Genomic DNA, 26331 nt, shown 5'->3' with positions numbered 1-26331 from the left:
TCGATACCACTTCAAACCGACTAATAATCCAATCCGAAAACAGCTTCAGCCAACCCAATCTCATCCGGAGAATAGGGAAGGGTATAAGTAAGGCCCAGCTCTTCAATTTTCTTACCGGTGGAGCGCCCGATACAGATGATCTTTTGGCCAGGGTCGACAAGGTTGTCCACAAAATACGCTTCTACGTTAGAAGGGCTGGTGAAGATAAGTACGTCGGCGTTTGATTTGGATACATCGGTATCGATACGTGTCTGATAAATTGGCAGGTTAATAACTTTGGTATCCGCCGTCAATGATTGCTGTATGGTTTCCAATGAGTCTTTCGCTCTTGGTATCAAGACAGTTGTTCCCGAAGCAATTTTACCGAATTCCTGTGCAATTTCCTCCATGTTGATTCCGAGTCGCTCCCCTGTAAAATCGGGAGCATATCCAAATTGCCTTAACATTTCCTCGGAACCCCGACCGATAACTGCGAATTTTGTCCGTTTGCTAAGCCTAGGTTGGAGTTTGAAGAAGTTCTCAATGCCATTTTTACTGCCAAAGAAAATCCAGTCGACATATTTAAGGATATACGGATCTAGCTTATTGATCATGGGAAATATCCGGATCAACGACCGTCCTTCGACGGCGATGCCGTGTTTGGCCATTGCCCGATGAAAATAGCTGGCCTCCGATAAGTCGCGCGTAATGAATATATGGGATGGCAGTTTCCTGTTTTTGTCGTACTTGCTTGCTATTCGTTCGGCCAGTCCCTCGGTATCGGTTGCAGAAAGATAAAGACGATCGGGAAACTCTTCATCACTGTCGGATTTAGAGGTCCACACTTCGTAGAGGCCTTCCTGTTTGCGGCAATAGCAACCCAAAGGGGCATGGCAGCCTGCATCAAAAAGATTCAAGACTTTGCGTTCCACAGCGATGGTGTCCATTACGTCGACGTCATTGATCGCCTGAAGCAATTCATGGAGCTGCTGGTCATTTTCACGGATCTGCACGGCCAACACGCCTTGTGCCGGGGCGGGAATAATTTCGACAGGCGGAAGCTCTTCAATATGGAAGTCACTCAAATCCACGCCGACGCGGGTTATTCCGGCCTTAGCCAACATGATTGCGTCGAAATTTTCATCACGGAGCTTTTCAATACGTGTTATCACATTGCCACGTAGGTCATCAAACTCCAGGTCTGGCCGCAGGGCAAGCAACTGTGCTTTTCGACGATTGGACGAAGTGCCCACAATCGCGTTGTGTTTGAGTGCAAGCCGCTTTTTGAGGTCTACACAGTCTTTATGGATGATGAGCAGTTCCGATGGGTCTTCACGGGCACTCACTGCCGCAATGGTCAGCCCGGGAGGGTGTACGGTGGGAAGATCTTTGTGCGAATGCACAGCGAGGTCGATGCCGCCGCTTAAAAGCTCTTCTTCCAGTTCCTTGGTAAAAAACCCTTTCCCTTCCAACTTGTCCAACCGCAAGTGCTGCACGATATCCCCTTGAGTCTTGATGACCTTCAATTCGGCGTTTACGCCGATGTCAGCCAATTTGGTTTTAATGTAGTTGGCCTGCCATAAGGCCAGTTTGCTCCCACGGGTGCCTATGATGAGTATCCGATCCACCTTTTTCGTGCTGGGGGCAACTGTTTTAGTCAAAGGTTCCTCTGTTAGCATACACAAACTTAGATAAATTCACTTTATATGTGCAATATAACTTGTTTTTGCATATAAAAGCAATTATTCATTCCAGACTTTCCCATATCGGCACGAATGAAGGCTCCGCTGTTTGTCGGTTTCTCCACTACCGTTGAGCACTGTTTAACTATTAACGGAAATCTTGCGAATAAAAGCATTATCCGAGCGGATATGTTAAAAAGACTATGCCTAACGGCGGGCGACGAAACGTTAATTGATATCGTAATGGTTGGTCTTAACCAAAATATCCTTAGCCATTACCATGGGTACTTTAATGTACTTTTTTTCCATATAGTCAATCACCTTTTCCAACACCTCCCTCGAATTGGCATCCAGCGCTCCTACCTCGGTGGCAAATACCTCGTTGAGCGCAAATGACCGTATTTCTTTTACCTTTTCAGGCACCTCACGCATGGCCAATTCCACGCGCCGTTGTTTAAGGAGAGGAAGGAAATCACGGATGTTGTCAGCGATAATTTGTTCGGCATGAGCCAGTTCGTCATAGCGCTCTTGTATATTTTTAGAAGCAATCGCCTGTAGACTGCTTACTTCTATATAATATACCGGATGATGCTGAAGTACATCCGGATGTACATCATTTGGTATTGCCAGATCCACAATTACCTTCTTGTCTGTGTCACCGTTAAGGAGTGATTCGTACAGTGCTGTATCGACAATCGCCTCTGGCGAACCTGTACAAGTAATCATGATATCAAAGCCACCTTTATAATGCGGTAACTCGCTCAATGGATAAGCATTGGCTTTGAGGTCAGCGCTCAATGTTCGAGCGTTTTCCAGCGTGCGATTGAATACCACAAAGTTGGAAAATCGATGCTTTTGTAAATATTTGGCAATGTTTTGATTGGTTTCCCCTGCACCGATGATCAGAATGCGGGGTGTATCGTGCAATTTGATTTCCCGTAATTTGCGATAGGCCAGTGAAACCACGGAAACCGGATTGCGGGAAATGCGTGTATGTGTGTACACCTCTTTGGCCGTTTTGACAAGGCGATCCATAACCATTCGTAGGAAATCACCGGTGAATCCACATTTACGGCAGCGCTCATAAGCTCTACGCACTTGGGCTAGGATTTCTTTTTCGCCCACTACCAAGCTTTCCAACGAGCAGGACATCCGCAGCAGATGGTTGAGCGCATCGATGTCTTCATACGTATTGACCTGATCTAAAAAACAATCCAGCCGCTCAGAAGGAACACAGAAATTGAGACTGTGCATGAAATCCTTAATGAACTCGGGAGTCAATTCGTGCGCCCCATAGAAGACAAATTCCACACGGTTGCAGGTACCTACATAGAATATTTCGGGAATGTCAAAGCTATTTTTGAGATTGATTAGCCTACTCTCCAACTCCTCGTTGCAAATCACAAGGTTTCCTAAATCCTTAAGATCCACATATTTGTGCGTAAATGCTATGACTTTGAGATTCTTCAAGGTTGTACTATGCTCACTTAATTTCCGGTAACAAAAGTACAACATCTCTTAGCTGACCTATGTCAGAACTGTGTAAAACACAGATATTTAGAATGGTTATAAATTAGATATGATTCTGATAGAGATTTGTTGGTAATAAATATGCTGAACTTCCGCTATAAGGTCAAAAACATTTGCCATTGCAAGTCGATTGCAATACCTTAGCGCCGTAATATGACAGTTATCGGAAAGCGGTTGTTTAAGCGTGTTTATTTTTTTGCGTTATTGATCACCATCATCGGCGCATCGTGTGGTTCCTCAGCGGAAAAGCGGGTCAGAGCCGAACGAAAACAACATGAAAAGGATAGTATAGCACTCGTTTATGATACCGCGAACGCTGATAAACGAATCGACGTATTCATGCAGCGGCTGCATAGTCGATCGGGCTTCAACGGTAATGTGCTGGTCGCAAAGCATGGTAAGATCATTTACCAAAATACGTTCGGCTGGGCTGATTACCTGATGAGAGACAGTTTGAAAATTAACTCTCAATTTGAGCTGGCATCAGTTTCCAAGCCGCTTACCGCGACAGGTGTGCTTATGTTGATTGAAGCCGGAAAAATCAAGCTCGAGCAGACGGTGGATGAATTTTTCCCGGATTTTCCATATCCGGGCGTCTCGATAAAACTGCTGCTTACCCACCGATCGGGGTTAACCAATTACCTCTACTTTACGGATAAAAAGGAAATATGGCCCGACAAGCGTAAAGGGATGTCCAATGCGGAGGTGATGGAGTTGTTGGCGAAGCATAAGCCGGATAAATACGCTAATCCGGATGTACGGTTCTTTTACAACAATACGAACTACATGGTTTTGGCAGCGATTATCGAAAAGGTAACCGGTCAGGATTTTGCTGTATATATGCAAGAGCACATTTTTGCTCCCGCAGGGATGAAAAACACCGCCGTATACTCCACGGCGGTTTACGAAAAAATCCCGACGGGTGTCATCGGGCATGACCGGATATGGCGGCGGTCAGTGGTACAGAATTTTCAGGACGGACCGGTGGGCGACAAAGGCATCTACAGCACCGTGCAGGATTTGTTTTTGTTTGACCGTGCATTGGACGAGGGCCGGTTGCTTAAACCGGAAACCCTGGATTCGGCTTATGCTGGTTATAGTAAGCCGACCAAGGAGCTTTTCAATTACGGATATGGCTGGCGCACTTTTGATCCCGGAAACCATAAGGTCGTATATCATACCGGCTGGTGGCATGGATTCCGGAATATTTACGTGCGTGATTTGGAGCAAGATATTACAATCGTATTACTAGCCAATCTGGCAAATGGCAGCTTGCTCCATCTCGATGAGCTTTATCAAATACTCGAAATGCCTGTCATCCGACAGGCAGCGTATTCCGCTTCCGGAGAGTTCATGGCCGAATAGCTAGGATGTGAAACTTTTTTCTTATTTAGTGGTTGTTTGAGAGCATGGAGAATAAACGAACACTTGTACTTGGGGCTACACCGAATCCCGCACGCTACGCCTACCTAGCTGCCCACCGTTTGTTGGCTGCGGGGCATGAAATTGTAAATGTCGGTATTAAGCACGGGGAAGTAGCGGGAGCACCGATCCAACAAGCCGGAAGTATACTGCCTGGTATTCATACCATTACGCTGTATATTGGTCCGCAACGGCAACCGCAATATTATGACTACATCATTAAAACCAATCCGAAACGTCTGGTCTTTAACCCCGGCACGGAAAACCCTGAACTGGAAATGCTAGCCCACCAGCATGGTATTGAAACGTTGGCTGCCTGTACATTAGTGCTGCTGAGCACGGGGCAGTATTGACGGAGTGATTTGCTTTTTCCAACAAAATAATGTTGCTTTGAGCTTGCGGCATTTTGTAAGATGACAACGAAGAAGTCAAAGTCTGAGAACAGTATTGTGGATATTGCGAGGGTACTGGGCATATCCCCGGCAACAGTTTCCAGAGCGCTCAATAACAACCCGCGGATCAGTGAAGCCACCCGTAAGCGGGTTAAGGAGACCGCCAAAGAAATGGGTTATCGCCACAATAGCATGGCCTCTTCCCTTCGGAACCGCCGGTCAAATATAATCGGGCTGATTGTGCCACGCATATCCATGTATTTCCATTCATTCTTTATCACATCGCTTCAGCGGCAGTTACAGGCAGCGGGTTATAACCTGATGATTTGTCAGTCTAATGATTCCGTAGATCTAGAAAAGGAGTTGGCTAATACACTGTATTCCGCACGGGTAGACGCATTGGTCGTTTCGCTTACCTTATATACGAAAGATATTACGCATTTTGAAGGGTTTCTACAACAGGGGATACCTTTGGTATTCTATGACCGTGTGCCGGTATTGGGTGCGCCTGCATACATCATCAAGGGAGATGACTATCGCGGTGGGCTATTGGCCGGTAACCATTTGATGCAGGCGGGTTGTGTGCACATGGCTTACATCAGCGGGCCGATGTCAAGTAGTATTTACCAAGAGCGCACCCGCGGATTCTTGGATGCATTGGCTAAACAGGGCATGTCAATGCGTGAAGACTGGGTTTATCACCATGAGTTGACGGTGGAAAACGCGTGGAATAGTTTGCGCAGGTTGTTTGAAGGCGAGCAGCTACCCGATGGAATATTTGCAGCCAACGACACCACGGCTATCGCTGCCGTCGAATTCGCACGCGAACGCGGCATCCGGATTCCGGACGATTTGAAAATTATCGGTTACTCCAACGATCCAAGAACAGCCATCGTCACACCGGCCATCACGTCCATTGAGCAATATCCGAGTGAAATGGCCGATAAAGTGGCCGACACGTTAATTCATGCATTACAGGCTCATCCTACGGTTTTTCATGCCATTGGTGAACCGTTGGTCTGCCCGGTTGATTTGGTGAGGCGGATGACCACCTAGTTCAATCGATGGAGATTGATGATTCACGGATAACCAACTCCGGCTTTAGCACTTCATAACGGTAGTTTTCCCGTTGTTCTTTACTGGCAAAATGGTCGAGCACGATTTTGGCTGAAAGCATACCCAGTTCGTATACGGGCTGCCACACGGTAGAAAGGGGTGGATAATAGTATTGAGCGTACGATTCGTCATCAAATCCAACCACCGAGATATCTTCCGGGACGCGGTAACCTTTTTCGCGTATGACGCATATGGCACCGATGGCTACTGCATCATTAACGGCAAATATAGCATCAACCCGGTCGTTATTGGCCATAAGCTGCATAGCTGCATCGACACCGTAGTCGGACGAAAAGCCATTGCTGTATACGATTAGCTCGGATCGGATCGGAATGTTATTGTCGTAATGCGCGTTGAGGTAGCCGTCCAGTCGTTGTTTAAACGTTGGGAAAGCAATCGGTCCGGCGATATGGGCAATATGCTGGCAGCCGGTCTTAATGAGGTATTCCACCGCTTGGTAAGCGCCATCATAACTGTCTACCAATACCTTATCTGCCTCGAAGTGAGGGCAGTCGCGGTCGAAAATAACCATAGGTATACCCGCCCGTTGGAGCCGCTCAAAGTGGCCGAAGGTTTTCGTGCGGAAGGTTGGTGAGATCAATACCCCGTCAACACGCAGTAGCGTCATATCTTGCAATAGCTTTTTTTCTTCTTCAAACGACTCGTTAGATTGGCAGATCAGTAATTTATAACCGGCCGACGATACCATGTCCTGTACGCCACTGATAACCGTAGCAAAGAAGTAGCTGGTAATCTCAGGTACCACAATGCCAATGATACCGGTTTTTTTGTTAAGCAGGCTTAATGCGAGCAGGTTGGGCTGATAACTGTGTTTTTCGGCCATCGCCAATACATTCTTTTTGGTCTCCGCGCTGATCGACGGGTGGTTGTGAAGTGCGCGGGACACGGTAGATGGTGATACACCCAGTTGTTTTGCGATGTCAATAATAGTCGTTTGACGATTTTTCTGCATTAGGGATTATTAAATTGGTAGTCGTATCGTTATGATGTCCCTAAGTTCGTTAACATATGCCGGATAACCAAATGAGTGTTGTGCCTTTAGGATAACTGTATTTAAAACTCACTGATTTACTGATAGTTGATTTGGTTGTTGGCCGCAGATAGCCTTCGCGGGCCGGCCTCATGCCGTTATATTTGGAGGTTTCCAATTCACCGAGCCTTACGGGGCTTGGTTTCCTGTTGTCACGTAACAATGAATAATGAGGCAGTAATCACGCTTAGGGGATAGTCCCCTAAAATACGGGTAATTTTAAGTTATCGCTCAACGGATATCCAGTAGCTATATAATATCTAAAAGCTGAATATATACTGGAGTCATACTGGATAGCTACTGGACAACTACTGGATAGCTATTAAAGTTATACCGGATATATACCGAGATACCATCCACATGGCGACCAAGAACGGAAAGATGATCAGCACTTTGCTCAACGATGCCTTTAGGGAGCAAATCTTAGGTTATTTTTAAATGTGGTTGCTCTGTCGCACCTTACGCAAACCTTTGCGCTTGGGTGCCGCTGGAACCCCTTGATTTATTGGCTAAAAAGCGATTAGTTTGCTATACAATTATAAATTATACATACATGCTTACCACGCTGGTTTTAGCGGATTTTGCTGATCTGGTTTTAATCTACACTAGAAAAGTAACACCGAATTAATGGCAAGTTTGAGTGGTAGTGGTATACTTGCGTTGGAAATAAAACCATGCATTAGTCTGGAATAGTTGATATGAGTAGCATTTTCAGTTTCAAATTATATGCGTTATTGATTGGTGTTTACTGCGGATCAATACACTGGGTAGCAGCTCAGGAAGGCCGTGTGTTAATCCATGCGCATAACGACTATCACCAGCGAATGCCTTTTTATCAGGCTTATGCGCAACGGGCTTATACGATTGAAGCGGACGTATTTGCCGTCGACGGGCTACTATTGGTGGGGCACGACCGGGAGGAACTGCAACCTCATCGGACACTGGAGGCGTTGTACATCAAGCCTATCGTGGACACGTTTGCGTCGAACGGCGGCAGGGCTTGGGTGGCTTCGGACAATCGATTCGTGCTCCTAATCGATCTGAAAACACCGGCCGCTAACACGTTGCAGCAGGTGATTAATCTCATTGCCAATCACTCCGCTGTATTTGACGAGACCGTAAACCCCCATGCAGTAACTGTGGTGATTTCCGGAGCGATGCCAGAACCAAAAGCGTTTGCTGACTTTCCAGGCTACATCCAGTTTGACGGACGACTTGGTGTTGACTACACCGAAGACCAGTTGGAACGTGTGGCATTCGTCAGTGCGTCGTTTTCCGGCTATGCAACATGGAATGGGAAGGATTCGTTGACCGACAAGGATTTCGAACGGGTTACGGAAGCTATCGATCAGGCACATGGAATGGGCAAGAAATTTCGGTTTTGGGGCACGCCCGACGGGCCTACGGCGTGGAATACACTTTATGAAATGGGTGTAGATATCATCAATACCGACCAGATTGAATGTTGTACCGAGTTCTTCAAAGAACGCAAACCTTTGCGTTGAGATAGCTGCTCAACGGCTTGATTTATTGGTGAAAAACTGATTAGTTTGTTGTTGCAATTATAAATATACTAACCACTAGCGGGTATGAAGACCAACCCCAGAAGTCGGGGAACCGTGGCAATGATGGACCATTAAAACAAAGATAACATGGAGTTAACCACAAGTACCAACCGCAATGCGATTATTACCAGAAATTTGCTGAATTTATTCGATGACGTAACGATTAAAAAAGGAGGGCGATAGCACGAATACCGGAAAAAAAGATAGGTGCGGCAAAGTGCCGCACCGGTCTGATTTTGGGAATGCACTTAGACTGGACATCTGTGATTGCTTCCCCGACGAGTAACACGATATGGTATCACCTTACCTCCAAAGATAGGAAAAGGAATAGACTTGACACTTTGGAGGCAAAAATTAGTGTGTAATGAATCATTTATTACGAGGTAAATGGTATGTAAGAATAGCTTTACTTTATTTTATTATCGCAGCAGACGGGCCTTTGCTGCATGCATCAACCAACTATGAAACCCAGCAGACAGGCCGTATCGTCGGCCGTGTGACTGATGCGCAAGGTTCGCCCTTGTCGGGTGCGAGCGTACGCATTGCCGGCCAACAACAAAGTGTTGCCACGGACGATGACGGCCAATTCTCCTTGGTTGTAGCACCGGGTGAACACATCGTTGAGGCTTCTTATATTTCTTACGGTACACAACAGGTGACCGTGACTGTACGCGAAGGTGCCAGTGTAGATGCCAATTTTGTTTTGACCGAAGAAGCCGATGCACTGAGCGAGGTCGTGGTTGTGGGTTATGGTACACAGCGGAAAGTTAACCTAACCGGCGCTGTAGACCAAGTAACGGCTGAAGTTTTTCAGAATCGACCCATTCCAAATATTTCACAAGGACTGGTGGGCGTCGTACCCAACTTAAATATTAAAATGTTTGATGGAAAGCCGACCCAGTCGCCCGAATTCAATGTCCGGGGAACAACCTCGATTGGCCAGGGTGGTAGCGCACTGATCTTAATCGACGGCGTAGAAGGCGACCCAAGGATGCTGAATCCCAATGATATCGAGAGCATATCGATATTGAAGGACGCATCTTCGGCATCCATTTACGGGGCACGGGCTGCATTCGGCGTTGTCTTGATTACGACCAAAGCTGCGGTGGAAGGGAAGACCTCGATCACGTATTCGACTAACCTGTCCTCAAAATCACCGACGACAATCCCGGATAATATCACGGATTCCTACCCATGGGCACAGGGATTCAGCGATGCATGGTCGCGGTGGAACGATAATGGTAACACCCCGACAGCGGTAAATAAGACCTTGCCTTTTTCACCAGCTTACCTAGCCGAGATCAAAAGAAGATGGGAGGACCCCTCATTGCCACGGATTGAGGTAAATCCCTCTACCGGTGAGTACCAGTACTTTTACAGCACGGATTGGTATCGGGAATTGTATAAGGAACGATTCTTCGCTCAGGATCACAACCTGGCGCTTTCAGGCGGTAACGATAAGGCCGCGTTCTATGTGAGTGGCCGTTATAATGGTCAGGATGGACTGTTTCGCTATAACTCAGATACGTACAGCATGTATAACCTACGTGCCAAAGGAAACATCCAGCTGACGCCTTGGTTGCAATTGGAAAATAACACCGAATACTCACGGATGGAATACCACCAACCGCTCAATGTGGGTGAAGGAAGTGGTATCTGGCGTAATATGGCAGACGAGGGGCACCCCCTGGCGCCGTTGTTGAATCCCGATGGTACGTTGTCGTTCCCAGCGGCTTACACGGTAGGCGATCAATACATTGGAAGAAACGCCGAGGATGAAGGACGCCGTTTCCTGAAAAATCGGGTGGCGGCTACCGCGACATTTTTGGATAAGAGTTTGACGCTACGTAGCGACTTTACTTTTCAAAGTTCGGACATCGGGGCGCAGCAAAATCGGGTACAGGTGCCTTATAGCCGGTATGAGGGTGTAATTGGCTATACCGGCACGAACACCAATGACCTGCAGGAATTCAGACAGACGACCGATTACCTGGCAACGAATGTCTATGCCGACTATGTGAAATCATTTAATGATGCCCATAACCTTAACTTATTGGCTGGCTTCAACTACGAGCAGTCGTTGGAGAAAAGCCTGACCGCGCGACGTAATGGTATTGTATATGCCGATGCGGATGACATCAACCTGGCGCTGGGGCAGAGTATTGTCACCACCGGCGGGAATAAGAAATGGGCAATAGCCGGTGGATTCTTTCGGGTAAACTATAATTTCAAAGAACGTTACTTGCTGGAAGTCAACGGCCGGTACGACGGATCGTCTAAGTTTCCGAATGATCAGCAGTGGGCATTTTTCCCATCGGCGTCTATCGGTTGGCGGATTTCGGAGGAGCCGTTCTGGAACGTAAACCCAACAGCTTTGTCTAACCTGAAGTTCCGTGCGTCCTACGGTTCGCTGGGGAACGGGAATATCAATCCGTATTCATTTACCGAAAACTTTGCGATTTCGCAATCGGGTCGCATTATCAACGGCGTACGGCCGCAGCGCACCGGGCAGCCTGGGGTAATACCCGCAGGGCTAACCTGGGAAACATCAACTACGGGTAACCTGGGACTCGAATTTTCCAGCTTGAATAACCGGCTCCAGTTTGTGGGGGATCTGTACCGACGCTGGACGAGCGATATGTTTACCGTTGGGCCTACGCTGCCGGCAATTTACGGGACTACCGTGCCAAAAGGCAACTACGCCGATTTAGAAACGACCGGATGGGAAGTTTCCCTGACATGGCGCGATCAGTTTGCCATGGCCGAAAAGCCGTTTACGTATGATGTCCGGGTAACGATGGCTGACTACCGGGCGACGATTACAAAATTCAACAACGAAGAGAAACGGCTGACGGATCCATATGCAGGTATGCGGGTAGGCGAGATTTGGGGATATCAAGTCGAGGGATTGTTCCGATCGGAAGAGGAAATCGCTAACTCACCTTCCCAAGCCAATGTCCCTAATACCAACACGCGGAAAAATTATGTTGGAGACTTGAAGTTTAGAAACCTGGATGGCGATGATATCATTTATCAAGGTGATAATACGGTATTCAACCCTGGCGATAAATCCATTATCGGTAACTCGGAGCCGCGCTATACTTACGGATTTAATTTGAACGGGGACTGGAATGGCTTTTTCCTCTCGGCCTTTTTCCAAGGGGTACTGAAGCAGGATTACTACCCTTCGGCAGAGGCACGGTTTTGGGGGCAATACAATCGTCCGTACAACCAGTACCCCCGCTGGCATGAAGACAACATGTTCCGACCGGAGTTGGGCAACTTCGATGCTTACCTACCACGATTGGTAGGCTACGTCGCTCAGGGTAGTGGACGTGCGTTAAGGGAAGCGAACGACCGCTACTTGCAGAATGCGGCCTATATCCGTTTGCGTAACCTCCAAATTGGTTACTCGCTGCCGAAGCGGTTGATTTCCAAACTGCACGCCAACGATCTGCGGCTGTATGTCTCTGCGGAGAATCTGTGGACCTGGTCGCCAATGTACAAATGGACCAAAGACACCGATGTGACCAATATCTACGGTTCAGACAGGGATTTGAGTGGTGGGACAAGCGGCGATGGATATAACTATCCGATGCTCAAAACCATATCGATGGGTCTAACTGTTAATTTTTAATCTAGCGAGGACGACAATCATGAAGAAATTTCATTATATCTTAACATTGGTGGCCATCTTACCCTTTGCCGCCTGTGATTTGGACGAGATGCCCGTGGATACCGCAACGAATCAAGCCATATTCGGTTCGGCAAGCGGGATGGACCTTTACGCCAATTCATTTTATGACATCCTGCCCGGCACGGATGTAGGGGTGTTTCAAGGTGACGACAATTCGGACCTGGTCGCTCGCAACGGCGTGGATGACCTATTGGCCCCCGGTGCGCTGAGCCCGATTACCAGTTCGGGGTGGAATACGACAGATTGGGACGATCTGCGGAATATTAACTATTTCATCGAAAATGCAGAAAAGAGTGCGGTGCCCGAAAAGAACCACTACATCGGCATGGCACGATTCTTCCGGGCCTTGTTTTATTTCGAGAAGGTGCGGCGCTTCGGCGATGTGCCTTGGATCGATAAAACCATCGAAGTGGGCGATGAGGCGATGTTATATGGCGAACGGACGAGCCGTTTTGAGGTCATGGATAACGTGCTGGCCGATTTGGACTATGCCATTGCCAACATTACACTGACAAGCGACCCATCCTGCACACGGATTACCCAAAATGTAGCACGGGCTTATAAGACGCGGATATGCCTTTTTGAGGCTTCATTCAGGAAATACCACACCCGGTATGATATGCAATCGACAGCCGATGCCTGGTTCCAGCACGTGGTGGATGCCGCCAACGCGGTTACCGGCTATACGCTGCACCAATCAGCAGCATCAGACCGGTCTTACCGCGAATTATTTATAACGAAAGTCCCGTACGCCGATGAAACGATTCTCGCTGTGGCCCTGGATGCCAGTTTGCAGGTATTCAGCTCGGCAAACCGCCGGTTCATCAGCCCTACCTATGGCAACCGGCCAAGCCTGACCCGTAATTTCGTGAATACTTACCTTAAGTTGGATGGGACGCGTTTTACCGATGATCCGAATTATGAAATGACGCCTTTTGTCGATGAGGTCAAGGATCGCGATCTGCGCTTAAAGCAGACCGTCCGTTTGGGAGATTACCAGCGTACAGAAAACGCAGTTCCGGTAGTGGCGGCCCCCAACTTCAATCAAACATTTACCGGTTATCAGCCCATCAAATGGTGTTATGACGAGCGGTTCCCCTATGATGACGAAAGTCGGAACGACAATGCGCACATCGTCATGCGGTGGGGTGAGGTGTTGCTCAACAAAGCCGAAGCACTGGCCGAATTCGGTACGATGAACAATACAGAATGGACCGCTACCATCGGTGCACTGCGCCAGCGTGCAGGTATCACAGGCTCCACATTGACCACCATGCCGACTGCTGCTGATCCGTATTTGGTGGACTATTACTTAGGTAAGTTTACCAATCCCGTACTGCTGGAAGTCATGCGCGAGCGGGCAGTCGAATTGGTGTTTGAAGGGCTTCGCCCTGACGATTTGAGGCGATGGCATATCGGGGAGCTTTTCCAAGAGGCTCCCATGAACGGTATCTACGTGCCTGAGCTGGGCGAACAGGATCTGAATGGCGACGGCGTGATGGACGTTTGTTTCTACCAGGGCACACGACCCACACCGTCTAATCCTTCTATCGCATTCGTAGATGTATCATCTTCAGCGGCGGTGGGAAGGATACAGCTTTCAAATGGTACCTCCGGAGAAGTAATCTGGAACCCAGGTGAACGGGAATGGTTGGATAAAAAGTATCTGTACCCCATCCCCCAAGCGGCGCGGGATGTAAATGAAAACTTAAGTCAGAACCCCGACTGGTAATGGGGATCTGGGGCAGTTGCACGATCTGCAACTGCCCTATTCATTCTAAATATAATCATCATGAAATCGTATTTTCTAATTCTTTTCTTCTGTTTCTATAGTGCTGCTGCCTTTTCGCAAAAAACGGATGTAGCTGAAATCCGCGTGGCCAGTTACAATCTCCGGATGGATACGCCTAGAGATAGCCTGAATGCCTGGCCAAACCGGAAAGAAAATGTAAAAGCATTGATCCGCTACCATGATTTTGATATCATCGGTACGCAGGAAGGATTTGTACACCAGTTGACCGATATCCTTGAACTGCCGGAGTATGCATACTTTGGTGCAGGTCGCGACGACGGAAAACAAGCCGGAGAACATTCGGCAATCATCTATAAAAAAGACCGTTTCCGTATCGTTGACTCTGGTAATTTCTGGCTGAGCGAGACACCCGGAGAGCCGGGACTCGGCTGGGACGCTACCTGTTGCAACCGAATCTGTTCGTGGGCAAAATTCGCAGATAAGGGGACGAAAAAGGAGTTTTACGTATTCAATGTACATTTTGATCATCAAGGCGTGATTGCCCGTAAGGAATCCGGAAAACTGATGGTTGCAAAAATTAAGGAAATCGCAAAGGACGCTCCGGTCATCTGTATGGGGGATTTTAATTCAACACCGGAGACCGAGCAGATCAAAGGTATGTCGGCCATACTGAACGATGCCTATACAATAACCAAACAGCCGCCGTACGGTCCGGTCGGTACCACTAATTCCTTCCGGTTTACAGCTCCAATGAAGAATCGCATCGACTACATATTTGTAAGTAAGGATTTTGAGGTGGCAAAGTATGCGGTATTAACCGATGCAAAGGACCAACGGTATCCATCGGATCATTTACCCGTGGTTGCGGATGTTCATTTAATCGAGTAGTATATGTGCAACATTTAGAATAGACCTAATATGAAAAAGCAAATCTTCGTAATTGCTGCCATGCTATGGTTTTCATTGAGTGGCTTTTCGTTGACAAACGAGCAACGGCCAATCAACGGCGTGGTAGTCAGCACTGATGGTACGCCCGTGGTGGGAGCCACGGTGAAATCACTCTCCACTGATCGCGCGACAACAACCAACGAACGCGGTGAATTTACACTCGAAGCCGCAGATGGGGAAAAACTGACGATATCCTACGTGGGCTATGTGACTCAGGAAGTTGCGGTAGCTGATGTGTCGTTGCGTGTAACACTAATAGCGGCAAGCAACTCGCTGGAAGAAATTGTCGTGGTCGGCTACGGTAGCCAAGCGAGATCTGACGTGACGGGCGCATTGACCCAGTTGAAAGGTGAAGCCCTGAAGCAAGGGGTAAGTGTTTCGGTAGACAACCTGCTTCAAGGCAAAGTAGCTGGGGTACGCATCGCCCAATCAAGTGGTGAGCCGGGAGCGGGAATCGACGTGTTTATCCGGGGTGTGGGATCTATCCGTAGCGGCAGTACACCGCTTTTTGTCGTGGATGGCGTGCCCCTGAGCAACGAAAGCGTGAGTGCGGGGGGAGCGAATTTTGGATTGGGTAGTTCGGAAGCGAAGAACCCGCTTAATTTTCTAAATACCAGTGATATTGAGACGGTAACCATACTGAAGGATGCGTCCGCAGCTGCCATCTATGGCGCACGGGGATCGAATGGTGTGGTTCTGATTACGACCAAACGGGGACAGAGCGGCGAGCCGACACTCACCTATGACATGTATATCGGATCGTCTTCGGTAATCCGGAAGCTGGATGTGCTGTCTGCCGCTGACTACCGGGCAGCGCTCCCTGATCCGGCTTACGACCATGGTGGGAATACGGATTGGCAGGACGTGATCTATCGGAATGCGTTGACACAAAACCACAACGTCTCGTTCGCCAAAGCTACTGCATCGGGAAATTACATGGCTTCACTATCCTATATGGATCAAGAAGGAATCGTGCAATCGAGCGATTTTAGGCGCACGACCGCGCGGTTGAATGCCGAGGAGTCGTTTTTCGACAACGAACGACTGAAAGTGAAAATGAACCTGACCGCAAGTGACATCGGGGAAACGGGTGTGCCGAACGGCAATACCGCGGGATCAGACGGTCAGCTCATCATCCATGCGCTGATGGCCAACCCAACACGCAATGTGCGTGATGAGAACGGTGACTACACCAACTTCAACATGAATGCGCATTACAATCCGGCTTACCTCTTGGAGGTGTTTGACGATAAGACCAATACGTTCCGTGTATTGGGTAACGTAGAAGCTACACTGCGCATCTTACCGGGTTTAGAATATCGGTTTAACTACGGTATCGATAAATCGACATCCGAAAGGAGTTCAACGATCTACCCGAATGTGACCGACCGTACGCCGTTGGGTGCATATGTGCAGAACAACCGATCGTCATTAACCACCTTGCTGGACCATTACCTGACGTACAACATCACTGCGGACCGGCATCAAGTGGAACTTCTCGGCGGGTTTTCCTACCAGCAGTTCAAATTCTCAGGTACGTCGTTTGGTATGGAGAATATCGCTAATCAGGGTGAGGGGGTTGCTCCCGAACACAATCCGGGTTATTCGGGCATTCCCACCAACCCGGGTGGGTTTGCACAGGAAAATGAACTGCAATCGTTTTTTGGCCGTGCAAATTACAATTTTGATAACCGGTATCTGGTTACGGCATCACTTCGCGCGGACGGTTCGACACGTTTCGGGGAAGACAATAAGTATGGATATTTCCCATCGTTCGCGCTGGGTTGGGTGCTCTCCCGCGAGCAGTTCCTGAGTGACGTCAGCGGCGTCCGGGAGCTGAAACTACGGGCCAGCTGGGGGCAGACGGGGAATCAGGAAGTTCCCAATAAGATTACACAGGCCAGTTATTCGCTGTCCCCATCATCTGGTTATTACCTTTATGGCGACCTCGCGTTGATCAATGGCACCGACGTGAACCGGACTGCCAATCCGGGGCTGAAATGGGAAGTGGTAGAACAATTTAACATCGGGTTGGATTTCGACTTTTGGAACAGCAAGCTTTATGGCGCATTGGAATACTATAACAAGACCACTAAGGACCCGATATTGAACATCCCATCCGAACCGCTAAGCCCCACGACAACGGTATGGAAGAACGTAGATGCGCGATTGGTTAACAAGGGGGTTGAATTGACGTTGGGTTCGCAGCTTTTAAGCACACAGCTGTTTAACTGGTCAGTAGACGTGAATGGATCGACATTGTCCAATACGATTGAGGATTTGCCCGTCTCCGAACTCTATTCGGGCAGTATTTCTGGTCCGGGCTTGTCTTCCGTTTATGCCAATATTTATAAAAGCGGTTACGAAGCAGGTTCTTTTTTCATGTTGAAGCACCTCGGATATGACAGCGAGGGGAAAGATATTTTTGAAGACGCGAGTGGCGATGGGGCGATTAATGCGGATGATCGGCAAATTTTTGAAGGAGCGATTCCCAATTTCAACTTCGGTTTGAACAGCCAGATGCGCTATAAACAACTGGACTTTTCGTTTTCCATCATCGGGCAGACGGGCGGCTATTTGGTAAATAACACGGCAATCAACCTTAACATCAATAGCTTGGCCTCCGATCGTAACGTGTTGGCGGATTATTATGATGCTGGCGCCGCCACCACCAATGCCGTGCAGTTGTCTTCGCTGTATTTGGAGAAATCCGATTTCGTACGATTGAACAACGTTCGCTTGGGCTATACGCTGGCACCGAGGGGCCTTGGTTGGTTGCAATCCGTGAATATTTATGCCAGTGCACAAAATTTACTCACGATTACCGGCTATTCCGGATACGACCCGATGGTGAACACCGCCAAGAGTGTAGGTGGAAATCAGTCGCTGGGTGTGGATTATACCACTTATCCGCCGGCAAAGACGTTTATGGTTGGTGCAACGATTAAATTCTAATCCATAAAGACATGACAACGATAATAGTTAAATCGAAGAAGTTAGTTTGCATAGTGCTGGCAATCGTCGTGGCCGGGTGCACAAACCTGGAAGAAAAGGTAATCGATGAGGTGCTGGGCTCGGAGAGTGCGAAGCCAGAGAATGCATTGGCAGCAGCTTACAACAGGCTGAGCAATGCGACGTTTGTTGACCATGGAAACGTTTTCGCGTTGCAGGAATATTCCACCGATGAGGCGTTGTTGCCCACACGGGGCAGCGATTGGGGTGATGGCGGCAGATGGCGGGTTTTCCACGAATTTACATGGGGACCGGATGAGGGTGTAATAGCAAATACATGGAATAACCTGACGCATGGTATCACGCAATCGCTTACAGCAATCGGCACCATAAACGGTCAGGATTTTGCAGAAAAAGCACTGTTCCTTGCCGAAGCGCGGGGCTTACTGGCCTTCTATACGTTTCATACGCTGGACCTCTTCGGGCAGGCACCCTACCGGGACCCATTGGTGGATGACGCGCCGTTTGAGGTATTACAGGCCGCCACTGCGATCGACGAGCTGATTCAAGAGGTAGAGGCCATCGTGCCCGACCTGGCGAACGTGGGGGAGCAATCCACCCACAGTGGGCGCTTCACCAAGCAGGCAGCATATGGTCTGTTGGCCGAAATGTACCTGAATCGTGCGGTATTCAAGGATCGCTATGCCGCGGATTTCAATTTCAATGCACAGGCCGTCGACGGCAACGGAACGGATATGGATAAGGTAATCCACTATACATCCGAACTTATTGGGTCTGGTCAGTTCCATCTTGAAAGCAATTACTTCAGGAATTTTGACATCGACAATGCTGGTCGCCCCGAGATGATTTTTGTGGCTTCGCAGGATAACAATACGTTGCGTGGCAGCGATAACGATTTTGCTTATATGCCGATGGAACGGAATCAGAAACCGTCGCCTGCCAATCGTGGAACAAATGCGTCTTGCATCACTCCTGAATTCTATTATTCATGGGAAGGTAATTTTGACGACCCACGGTTTCACCGGCACTATCAATACGATGACGGGACGTGGTTTATGAACGACGGCACCGATGTGAGTATGCCGGCGACGAGCATTGTACCCAATAGTGATGGGCTGCCGTGGTTCCATTTTAACCGAGGTATCATGGCAGGGCAACAATATGGCCCTACGCTGCTGTCTAGCGGGGCGTTTGAGATGACAGCTGATGGACGGATCAAGGTGAATATGCTTTATTGCGAAAAAAACACCACGCTTGCTATGGACTTTACGCCCGAGCTGGATTTTGATAATCCGGCGCAATCCGTGTTCACCCAAGCGCAGATCAACCGCGGGGCACGCATATTCAAGTGGGAATTTGATCCGGAGAATGGGAATGGCACGACGGGAGTGGATGTTCCGTTCTATCGTTTGGGAGGTATTTATTGCATGCGCGCCGAGGCGTACTTCCGTAAGGGACTAACCGTCGAGGCAATGGCCGATGTGAATGCGCTTCGTACCAGCAGGACGCGTGAGGCGCTTTTCGACAATGCACCCGGTAAGCCCATTAATGCATTGAACGAAGAAATCCTTTACAATGAAATCGGCTATGAAATGTACTGGGAGATGAACCGACGCAAACAGATGATCCGGTTTGGGAAATTTGAGGATGCGTATACCGCCAAGCCAGTGTCGGAACCGTTTAGGCGCATCTATCCCATACCGCAGGCCACGATGGATGCGACTGATGCTTTCACGCAGAATGAAGGGTATAACTGAACATGATACCGGTACGCAAACCTTTGCGTTTCGAAGGCTTGCATGTTAGCCTGAATTGTCGTTTTATTGCAGGACCAATTGACAAGACCTTATGGTGGTAAGACCCGATGTGCTATTTAATCACTGCTATGGCAACTATGCGATAGCGGCCATCAATGTCTTTACACTGGAGCAGGTACTGGGTGTCTTCCGTGCAGCCGGTGTTAGCCGATCGCCCGTCATCATCCAAACCACACCGGTGGCTAGGGAGTATGCAAGTCCGACGGTATTGACGGCGATGATCGGGGCGGCCGCACAGTTTTATCCCGAGGTCGTGTTTGCCCTCCATCTTGATCACGGCAACGAATCCCATATCACCGAAGCGCTCCAATATGGTAAGTACAGCTCCGTGATGATCGATGCCTCGCATGATCCCATAGAGCAAAACATCGTCCGGACGCGTAAGATGGTCTCGATGGCACATGAACGAGGCGTGTTCGTTGAAGCCGAATTGGGCGTGTTAAGCGGGGTCGAAGATCAGGTAGCGGTAGCGGAATCTGAATCGACGTATACGCGGCCTGAAGACGCTGCTTATTTTGTGGAACAGACGGGGTGCGATAGTTTGGCTATAGCAGTGGGAACCAGTCACGGCGCTTACAAATTTTCGGGCGATCAAGGGATACGGTTCGATATCCTGCGGGATATCCAGCAGCGACTGCCCGGTTTTCCATTGGTTTTACATGGGGGCTCTTCCGTGAACCCAGATGAGTTGGCCAGAATTAACCAGGCTGGCGGACGAATGCGACAAGGAGCACGTGGGGTTTCGGATGAGGAGATTTTGCAGGCGACGGCCTATGGTATCTGCAAAGTCAACGTTGCTACAGATCTGCGGGTGCTTTGGACCCGGGTACATCGCGAGTTTTTCGCTATGCATCCCGAACAGTTCGACCCCATCGTGCCTGGAAGGATGTATGTAGCGGAACTGGAGAAGCTATGCATCGAAAAATTTGAAAAATTAGGGGCGGCCGGAAAAGCGGAAGCTTTTCGGGCGTAATGCCGCTACTGATTATAAAAAGTACCTATTAAAATGAAGCAGGACGAGCAATGTCGGCTTTTAGCCAAACCCAGTGATGCCACCGCCGTCTACCAGCATATCAGCAGGGAAGACGGCGCATGGCAATACCTGAATTTCGCCGCGCGCGTAATGCGGAGAGATGAAATATGGAAGGGAGATACGGGTGACCATGAATATGCGATCATCTTGCTGGGGGGTAATTATCGGGTGAACACGAATAAAGGGGCATGGCAAACCGTCAACGGACGGAAAGATGTTTTTTCAGGCATGGCCCATTCACTTTACCTGCCGCGCCATACCCCATTCGAACTGATTGCCGAAAGCGATGTGTTGGACATTGCATATGGATGGTGTGAAACCGACCGCGATTTTTTGCCTGTATTCAAGCGGCCTGAGGAGGTACAGATCGAAATCCGCGGAGGCGACAATGCCACCCGGCAAATCAACGACCTGCTCGGCCCGGGGTTTCCATGCCATCGGTTGGTGGCCGTGGAGGTGTACACGCCGTCGGGTAACTGGAGCTCATTTCCCGCCCATAAGCACGATGAGCGCATCGTGGATGAAAATGGGACATTGGTGGAAGCAAGGTTGGAAGAGACTTATTTTTACAAAATCAGCAAGCCCCAAGGATATGCGATACAACGTGTTTATACGGCCGATGGTAGCCTAGACGAGATAGCGGTGGCCCGGCACAACGATGTGGTACTGGTGCCTAAGGGCTATCATCCCGTGGTAGCGGGGCATGGGTATGATGTATATTATCTCAACTTCCTGGCGGGATCGGATCAGTCGTTGGCCAACACGCCCGATCCGGACCATGCGTGGATATTCGGCACATGGAAGGGACAGGATGAACGAATTCCAATGGTAACTGCAAAAATGAATGGATGATGGACGGCAAAGTCAAAAAATATGATGTGCTCACAGTAGGTCGATCATCAATCGATCTTTATTCACAGAATATCGGCGCTGAATTTACAGCCATCAAGGGGTTTGATGCCTTTGTTGGCGGGTCGCCATTGAATATTGCTACAGGTTGTAGTCGGCTGGGCCTCCGTGCCGCACTGCTTACCGGTGTAGGCGATGACAAGGTGGGCGATTTTATTTTAAATTTCCTACGGCAGGAAAAAGTAGAGACAGCATTCATCCCCCGTATAACCGGAGCAAGGAGCAGCGCTGTACTACTGGGTATCCAACCGCCCGATACCTTTCCGTTGGTGTTTTATCGCAACAACGCTGCCGATTCGCAGCTTACCATTGACCATGTCAATGCTATCGACATGGGGGAAGTGCGACTGATTGAATTGTCTGGGACTGCCTTGAATATCGAGCCGAGCCGGAGCGCGGTTTTCCATGCTGTGGAACGGGCCAACGGCCACGGCGTAACAACGTTGCTCGATATCGATTTCAGGGCCGATCAATGGTCGGATATCCGATCATTCGGTATCATGGTCCGGGCGCTGCTCCCCAGTATTAAGATTGCAATCGGCACCGAGGAAGAACTCCTTGCAGCGATGTTGGAAGATGCTTCCCAGGTAACCATCGAACACCAGCAAATTTCGGCACCTACTGTAAGCGGTGATATCAATAAGGCTATTGCAAACGTATTGTCGCTAGGGGTGGAAATATTGGTGGTGAAGCGGGGTGCTACAGGTGCCACAGTGTACGATAATAAAGGCAATAAAGAAGAAGTGCCTGGATTTCCGGTAGTACCGTTGAATATCCTCGGTGCGGGTGATGCATTTGCATCGGGATTTATCTACGGTTACCTGAACGGCTGGGACGTGTACAAATCATGCCGAATGGGTAATGCCAGCGGGGCACAGGTGGTGTTGCAGCCCGGCTGCGCTAATTTTATGCCCACCCTGGAGGAGTCCCTGAAATTTATTGAGAAACACGGAGGGTTTTAATTATGAAGTTGACTACGTCACAGGCGCTTATCCGATTCCTCGATCAACAGTATGTGGAACGGGATGGCATACAGCATAAATTCTTTGCAGGATGTTTTGGCATCTTCGGACACGGAAATGTGGGGGGGATTGGCCAGGCGTTGTTTGAATATCCCGCGTTCACCTATTACCAAGCGCGTAATGAGCAAGCCATGGTGCATACCGCTGCAGCATATAGCCGCATGAAGGACCGGTTGTCTACCTTTGTTTGTACGTCGTCCATCGGGCCGGGGGCCACCAATATGTTAACTGCCGCCGCAGCCGCTACCATCAACCGGTTGCCCGTGCTGTTGCTTCCAGGAGATATTTTTGCCGGTCGCCATGTGGACCCCGTGTTGCAGCAACTCGAATATCCGACTTCTGCAGATGTGTCCGTCAACGATTGCTTCCGGCCGGTCTCTCGGTATTGGGACCGCATCAACCGCCCGGAGCAACTGATTGCCTCATTGATGCAAGCTATGCGTGTGCTTACTTCGCCCGCAGAGACCGGTGCAGTTACCCTCTGCCTTCCTCAGGACGTGCAGGCGGAGGCTTATGATTTCCCTAAGGAGCTATTCGAAAGGCGGGTGTGGTATATTCCCCGTCCGTTGCCGGATGGGGAATTGATACAGCGTGCCGTTGCTCGGATCCGCGCGGCTAGGCATCCGATGATTGTGGCCGGCGGTGGAGTGATCTACGGAGGAGCCACCGATGCCCTGCAGGCATTTGTGGATGCGACCGGTATCCCCATTGCTGAAACGTTTGCTGGAAAAGGTTCCTTGCCTTATCATGATCTCCATCAGTTGGGTGCAGTAGGGGCCACGGGTACGGAAGGGGCTAACGCGATTAGCGCAAAGGCAGATTTGGTTATTGGCATTGGTACGCGATACAGCGATTTCACGACGGCTTCAAAAACCGCATTTCAAAACCCAGCGGTTTCCTTTATCAATATTAATATTGCCGAGTTCGACGCCCACAAGCAGGCTGGGCTGGCGCTGACTGGCGATGCACGGGCGACCTTACGCGCTTTGTTGGAAAAGTTGGAAGGTTATCGCGTAGGTGCCGCCTATGAAGCCGAGGTAGCGGCCTATAACCGGAGCTGGGATGAAAAAGTGACATTGGCCTACCATCCGGAAAGCGATCTACGGCTCTCCCAGGCGGAAGTCATCGGGCTGGTCAACGATTTTTCCGCGCCAAAAGACGTGGTGGTATGTGCTGCGGGCAGCCTGCCGGGCGATTTGCATAAACTTTGGCGTACAGCAGATCCTAAAGGTTTTCACCTGGAATACGGGTACTCGTGCATGGGCTATGAAATTGCAGGGGGATTAGGCGTCAAAATGGCCGACCGGGGGCGTGAGGTTTACGTGATGGTGGGTGATGGAAGCTACCTAATGATGTCTTCAGAAATTGTGACTTCCATACAGGAAGACCATAAATTGACCATCATCCTGATCAATAACAATGGCTTTGCGAGCATAGGTGGGCTGTCCAAATCGCTGGGCACCGAGGGTTTCGGTACGCAGTACCGGGCCCGGGATGAAGGCTCGGGGCAGTTGGACGGCGACCTGCTGCCTGTGGATCTTGCCAAAAATGCGGAAAGCTTGGGTGCTGCCGTGATTCGCACAACGAACGCAGTTTCATTTAGCGAAGCATTGAGACAGGCGAAGCTCAACGATAAAACCACGGTTATCTATGTGGAAACTGCGACCGAGCGCAAAATGGCTGGTTATGGCCACGCGTGGTGGGAAGTACCCCTTGCCGCTGTGTCTGAAAGCGCCAGTGTGCGGCAAGCCCGTCAGCAGTCGGTAAGCCAAAAGGCAAAACAACGCCTTCATATATAACGTAAACTTTAGCTAATAGCCGTTGCTTATGTTCGAATCCGCTTCATCTCTTATCGCCATAACTAGTTTCGTGGGGTTTACCCTATTTGTCGGCGTCTACGCCTGGTTGCGCATGCGCAAGGATAACCTCAGCACGCAAGATGGCTATTTCTTGGGCGGCAGGAGCCTGACGGGCCCGGTAATCGCAGCGTCCATGATCATGACGAATATTTCTACCGAACATTTGGTCGGCATGAACGGTTCCGCCTATAAAAACGGATTCATTATTATTGCTTGGGAGGTAACCTCCGCCCTGGCGCTCATTGCAGCGGCGGTGTATTTTGTGCCCAAGTACCTGCGGATGGGGCTCACCACCATTCCGGAATACCTGGAAAGGCGATTTGATAAGAGTACCCGTTCGTTGATTGCCTTGTTTTTGATGGTTTCGTTTGCCGTAACCCTATTGCCCATCGTATTGTATACCGGGGCCATCAACCTGGAAAGCATTTTCAATATTTCCGAGTCACTGGGCGTAAGCAGGGAGACGGGCCTTTGGATTACGGTTGTAGTGGTGGGGTGTATCGGAGCGGCGTATGCCATAATCGGTGGATTGAAAGCAGTGTCGGTATCGGATGTGATTTATGGATACGGCCTGCTGCTCGGCGGGTTGTTGATCCCCGTATTAGCGCTTATTTATATCGGCCAGGGAAATCCGCTGAATGGGCTAGCCCGTGTATTTGAGCATAGTCCAGAGAAATTCAATGTAATCGGCCGTGAAGATTCGGTGATGCCGTTTAGCACGCTTTTTACGGGATTGGTGATCAACCAGCTTTATTTCTGGTGCATGAACCAAACGATTGTACAGCGGGTGTTGGGAGCAAAAAACCTCAAGGAAGCCCAAAAGGGGTTGCTGTATACCGGCTTGCTGAAAATCCTCGTTCCCTTCATTATTGTCCTGCCGGGTGTAATCGGCTACTATTATTTCGGCGACACCTATTACGACAATCAGGATATGGTATATCCCGAATTGGTGAAGCGGATTCTTCCCGTGCCGCTTCTGGGCCTTTTTGCTGCGGTAATCATGGGTGCGGTGCTCAGTACCTTCAATGCGGTTCTCAACAGCGCTTCCACCATTTTCAGCATAGACGTGTATAAGCGGATGATAAAAAAGGGAGCGGCAGAAAGGAAACTGGTAAGCATGGGTCGGCTCGTGGCAACATTACTTGCCGTAACGTCTATTATAGCAGCTCCCTTTGTAGCCAATGCACCTGAAGGCCTGTTCCAATTGCTGCAAGAGCTGAATGGCATCTTTTTTATCCCCATTGCCTCCATCATGATTGGTGGTTTCTTTTTCAAAAGCATATCGGCGTCAGGAGCCAAGGCCGCATTAGTTACGGGATTGATTTTTTATGTGCTGTGTACGTTTATCTTAAAAGTGGACATCCACTTTATCCACATCTGGGGCATTGAATTTTTGCTGAATATGGCGGTGATGTTCGGCGTTTCCAAGTTTTACCCACCGCGGGCTCCGGTAGCGATGGTACCGTCGGATACCACGGCCGTACCGATGGAAGCGTGGCGCTATACCAGACCATTCGCTGTTAGCCTGGTCATCATCACCATCGCCATATACATCTTATTGGGAAATGTTTAAAACGAATAAT

17 protein-coding genes are annotated in these 26331 nt (G+C 49.2%); 14 read left to right on the top strand and 3 right to left on the bottom strand.

From position 1 onward, the window contains the following. Nucleotides 1–20: 20 nt before the first annotated feature. Entirely contained in the window at nt 21–1607 is a 1587-nt protein-coding gene (hemC, locus tag IEV98_RS03260; protein WP_188506094.1) for a hydroxymethylbilane synthase, read from the bottom strand. A 282-nt stretch (nt 1608–1889) separates the two neighbouring features. Then, complete coding sequence (gene hemA / locus IEV98_RS03255; protein ID WP_188504485.1) at nt 1890–3131, bottom strand: glutamyl-tRNA reductase; 1242 nt, start codon at nt 3129–3131, stop codon at nt 1890–1892. Between the two features lie 213 nt (nt 3132–3344). Here hemA and IEV98_RS03250 point away from each other — a divergent pair, with 213 nt between their 5' ends. The 3 genes from IEV98_RS03250 to IEV98_RS03240 are packed head-to-tail and all read left to right on the top strand — an operon-like array spanning nt 3345 to nt 6061. Beyond that, nucleotides 3345–4556 carry a serine hydrolase domain-containing protein gene (locus IEV98_RS03250; protein ID WP_188504484.1) on the top strand — a complete coding sequence of 404 codons (1212 nt, stop codon included), beginning with the start codon at nt 3345–3347 and terminating at the stop codon, nt 4554–4556. Nucleotides 4557–4600: 44 nt separating this feature from the next. Further along, the gene (locus IEV98_RS03245; protein ID WP_188504483.1) at nt 4601–4966 is read left to right on the top strand and encodes a CoA-binding protein; all 366 of its coding nucleotides are present in this window, start codon (nt 4601–4603) and stop codon (nt 4964–4966) included. 60 nt (nt 4967–5026) lie between these two features. After that, a complete protein-coding gene (locus tag IEV98_RS03240) occupies nt 5027–6061 on the top strand; it encodes a LacI family DNA-binding transcriptional regulator (protein ID WP_188504482.1) in 1035 nt (344 codons plus the stop codon). A gap of 1 nt (nt 6062) precedes the next feature. Here the strand turns inward: IEV98_RS03240 and IEV98_RS03235 are convergent, their stop codons facing one another. After that, nucleotides 6063–7094 (bottom strand): LacI family DNA-binding transcriptional regulator, encoded by a 1032-nt coding sequence (locus IEV98_RS03235; protein ID WP_188504481.1) that lies wholly within the window; start codon nt 7092–7094, stop codon nt 6063–6065. Between the two features lie 776 nt (nt 7095–7870). Between IEV98_RS03235 and IEV98_RS03230 the strand changes: the two genes are divergently transcribed. The 11 genes from IEV98_RS03230 (at nt 7871) to IEV98_RS03180 (ending at nt 26321) form a co-directional block, all read left to right on the top strand. Continuing rightward, complete coding sequence (locus IEV98_RS03230; protein WP_188504480.1) at nt 7871–8677, top strand: phosphatidylinositol-specific phospholipase C/glycerophosphodiester phosphodiesterase family protein; 807 nt, start codon at nt 7871–7873, stop codon at nt 8675–8677. A gap of 424 nt (nt 8678–9101) precedes the next feature. Continuing rightward, nucleotides 9102–12374: a SusC/RagA family TonB-linked outer membrane protein gene (locus IEV98_RS03225; RefSeq protein ID WP_188504479.1), complete on the top strand. Its 3273-nt coding sequence runs from the start codon at nt 9102–9104 to the stop codon at nt 12372–12374. A gap of 19 nt (nt 12375–12393) precedes the next feature. After that, a complete protein-coding gene (locus IEV98_RS03220) occupies nt 12394–14166 on the top strand; it encodes a RagB/SusD family nutrient uptake outer membrane protein (RefSeq protein ID WP_188504478.1) in 1773 nt (590 codons plus the stop codon). A gap of 60 nt (nt 14167–14226) precedes the next feature. After that, nucleotides 14227–15075 carry an endonuclease/exonuclease/phosphatase family protein gene (locus tag IEV98_RS03215; protein WP_188504477.1) on the top strand — a complete coding sequence of 283 codons (849 nt, stop codon included), beginning with the start codon at nt 14227–14229 and terminating at the stop codon, nt 15073–15075. 30 nt (nt 15076–15105) lie between these two features. Further along, nucleotides 15106–18090 carry a SusC/RagA family TonB-linked outer membrane protein gene (locus tag IEV98_RS03210; protein ID WP_188504476.1) on the top strand — a complete coding sequence of 995 codons (2985 nt, stop codon included), beginning with the start codon at nt 15106–15108 and terminating at the stop codon, nt 18088–18090. A gap of 11 nt (nt 18091–18101) precedes the next feature. Continuing rightward, entirely contained in the window at nt 18102–19865 is a 1764-nt protein-coding gene (locus tag IEV98_RS03205) for a RagB/SusD family nutrient uptake outer membrane protein (RefSeq protein ID WP_188504475.1), read from the top strand. A gap of 91 nt (nt 19866–19956) precedes the next feature. Beyond that, the gene (locus tag IEV98_RS03200) at nt 19957–20898 is read left to right on the top strand and encodes a class II fructose-bisphosphate aldolase (protein WP_188504474.1); all 942 of its coding nucleotides are present in this window, start codon (nt 19957–19959) and stop codon (nt 20896–20898) included. 33 nt (nt 20899–20931) lie between these two features. Next, complete coding sequence (gene iolB, locus IEV98_RS03195; RefSeq protein ID WP_188504473.1) at nt 20932–21810, top strand: 5-deoxy-glucuronate isomerase; 879 nt, start codon at nt 20932–20934, stop codon at nt 21808–21810. After that, nucleotides 21807–22829: a 5-dehydro-2-deoxygluconokinase gene (gene iolC / locus IEV98_RS03190; protein ID WP_188504472.1), complete on the top strand. Its 1023-nt coding sequence runs from the start codon at nt 21807–21809 to the stop codon at nt 22827–22829. The genes iolB and iolC overlap by 4 nt, the downstream gene beginning before the upstream one ends. Nucleotides 22830–22831: 2 nt before the next feature. After that, nucleotides 22832–24688: a 3D-(3,5/4)-trihydroxycyclohexane-1,2-dione acylhydrolase (decyclizing) gene (gene iolD, locus IEV98_RS03185; RefSeq protein WP_188504471.1), complete on the top strand. Its 1857-nt coding sequence runs from the start codon at nt 22832–22834 to the stop codon at nt 24686–24688. A gap of 28 nt (nt 24689–24716) precedes the next feature. Further along, nucleotides 24717–26321: a solute:sodium symporter family transporter gene (locus IEV98_RS03180; RefSeq protein WP_188504470.1), complete on the top strand. Its 1605-nt coding sequence runs from the start codon at nt 24717–24719 to the stop codon at nt 26319–26321. Nucleotides 26322–26331 lie beyond the last annotated feature (10 nt).

Source organism: Parapedobacter pyrenivorans (assembly GCF_014636865.1).
GTDB classification, from domain to species: Bacteria; Bacteroidota; Bacteroidia; order Sphingobacteriales; family Sphingobacteriaceae; genus Parapedobacter; species Parapedobacter pyrenivorans.
The sequence above is the reverse complement of the archived record's forward strand: the minus strand, read 5'-3'. Positions and strand labels throughout refer to the sequence as shown.

Excerpts from the sequence above, each read along its gene's own strand:
- IEV98_RS03250 (WP_188504484.1), top strand. The coding sequence starts at position 3,345 with ATGACAGTTATCGGAAAGCGGTTGTTTAAGCGTGTTTATTTTTTTGCG.
- IEV98_RS03245 (WP_188504483.1), top strand. The coding sequence starts at position 4,601 with ATGGAGAATAAACGAACACTTGTACTTGGGGCTACACCGAATCCCGCA.
- IEV98_RS03240 (WP_188504482.1), top strand. The coding sequence starts at position 5,027 with ATGACAACGAAGAAGTCAAAGTCTGAGAACAGTATTGTGGATATTGCG.
- IEV98_RS03235 (WP_188504481.1), bottom strand. The coding sequence starts at position 7,094 with ATGCAGAAAAATCGTCAAACGACTATTATTGACATCGCAAAACAACTG.
- IEV98_RS03230 (WP_188504480.1), top strand. The coding sequence starts at position 7,871 with ATGAGTAGCATTTTCAGTTTCAAATTATATGCGTTATTGATTGGTGTT.
- IEV98_RS03225 (WP_188504479.1), top strand. The coding sequence starts at position 9,102 with ATGAATCATTTATTACGAGGTAAATGGTATGTAAGAATAGCTTTACTT.
- IEV98_RS03220 (WP_188504478.1), top strand. The coding sequence starts at position 12,394 with ATGAAGAAATTTCATTATATCTTAACATTGGTGGCCATCTTACCCTTT.
- IEV98_RS03215 (WP_188504477.1), top strand. The coding sequence starts at position 14,227 with ATGAAATCGTATTTTCTAATTCTTTTCTTCTGTTTCTATAGTGCTGCT.
- IEV98_RS03210 (WP_188504476.1), top strand. The coding sequence starts at position 15,106 with ATGAAAAAGCAAATCTTCGTAATTGCTGCCATGCTATGGTTTTCATTG.
- IEV98_RS03205 (WP_188504475.1), top strand. The coding sequence starts at position 18,102 with ATGACAACGATAATAGTTAAATCGAAGAAGTTAGTTTGCATAGTGCTG.
- IEV98_RS03200 (WP_188504474.1), top strand. The coding sequence starts at position 19,957 with ATGGTGGTAAGACCCGATGTGCTATTTAATCACTGCTATGGCAACTAT.
- iolB (WP_188504473.1), top strand. The coding sequence starts at position 20,932 with ATGAAGCAGGACGAGCAATGTCGGCTTTTAGCCAAACCCAGTGATGCC.
- iolC (WP_188504472.1), top strand. The coding sequence starts at position 21,807 with ATGATGGACGGCAAAGTCAAAAAATATGATGTGCTCACAGTAGGTCGA.
- iolD (WP_188504471.1), top strand. The coding sequence starts at position 22,832 with ATGAAGTTGACTACGTCACAGGCGCTTATCCGATTCCTCGATCAACAG.
- IEV98_RS03180 (WP_188504470.1), top strand. The coding sequence starts at position 24,717 with ATGTTCGAATCCGCTTCATCTCTTATCGCCATAACTAGTTTCGTGGGG.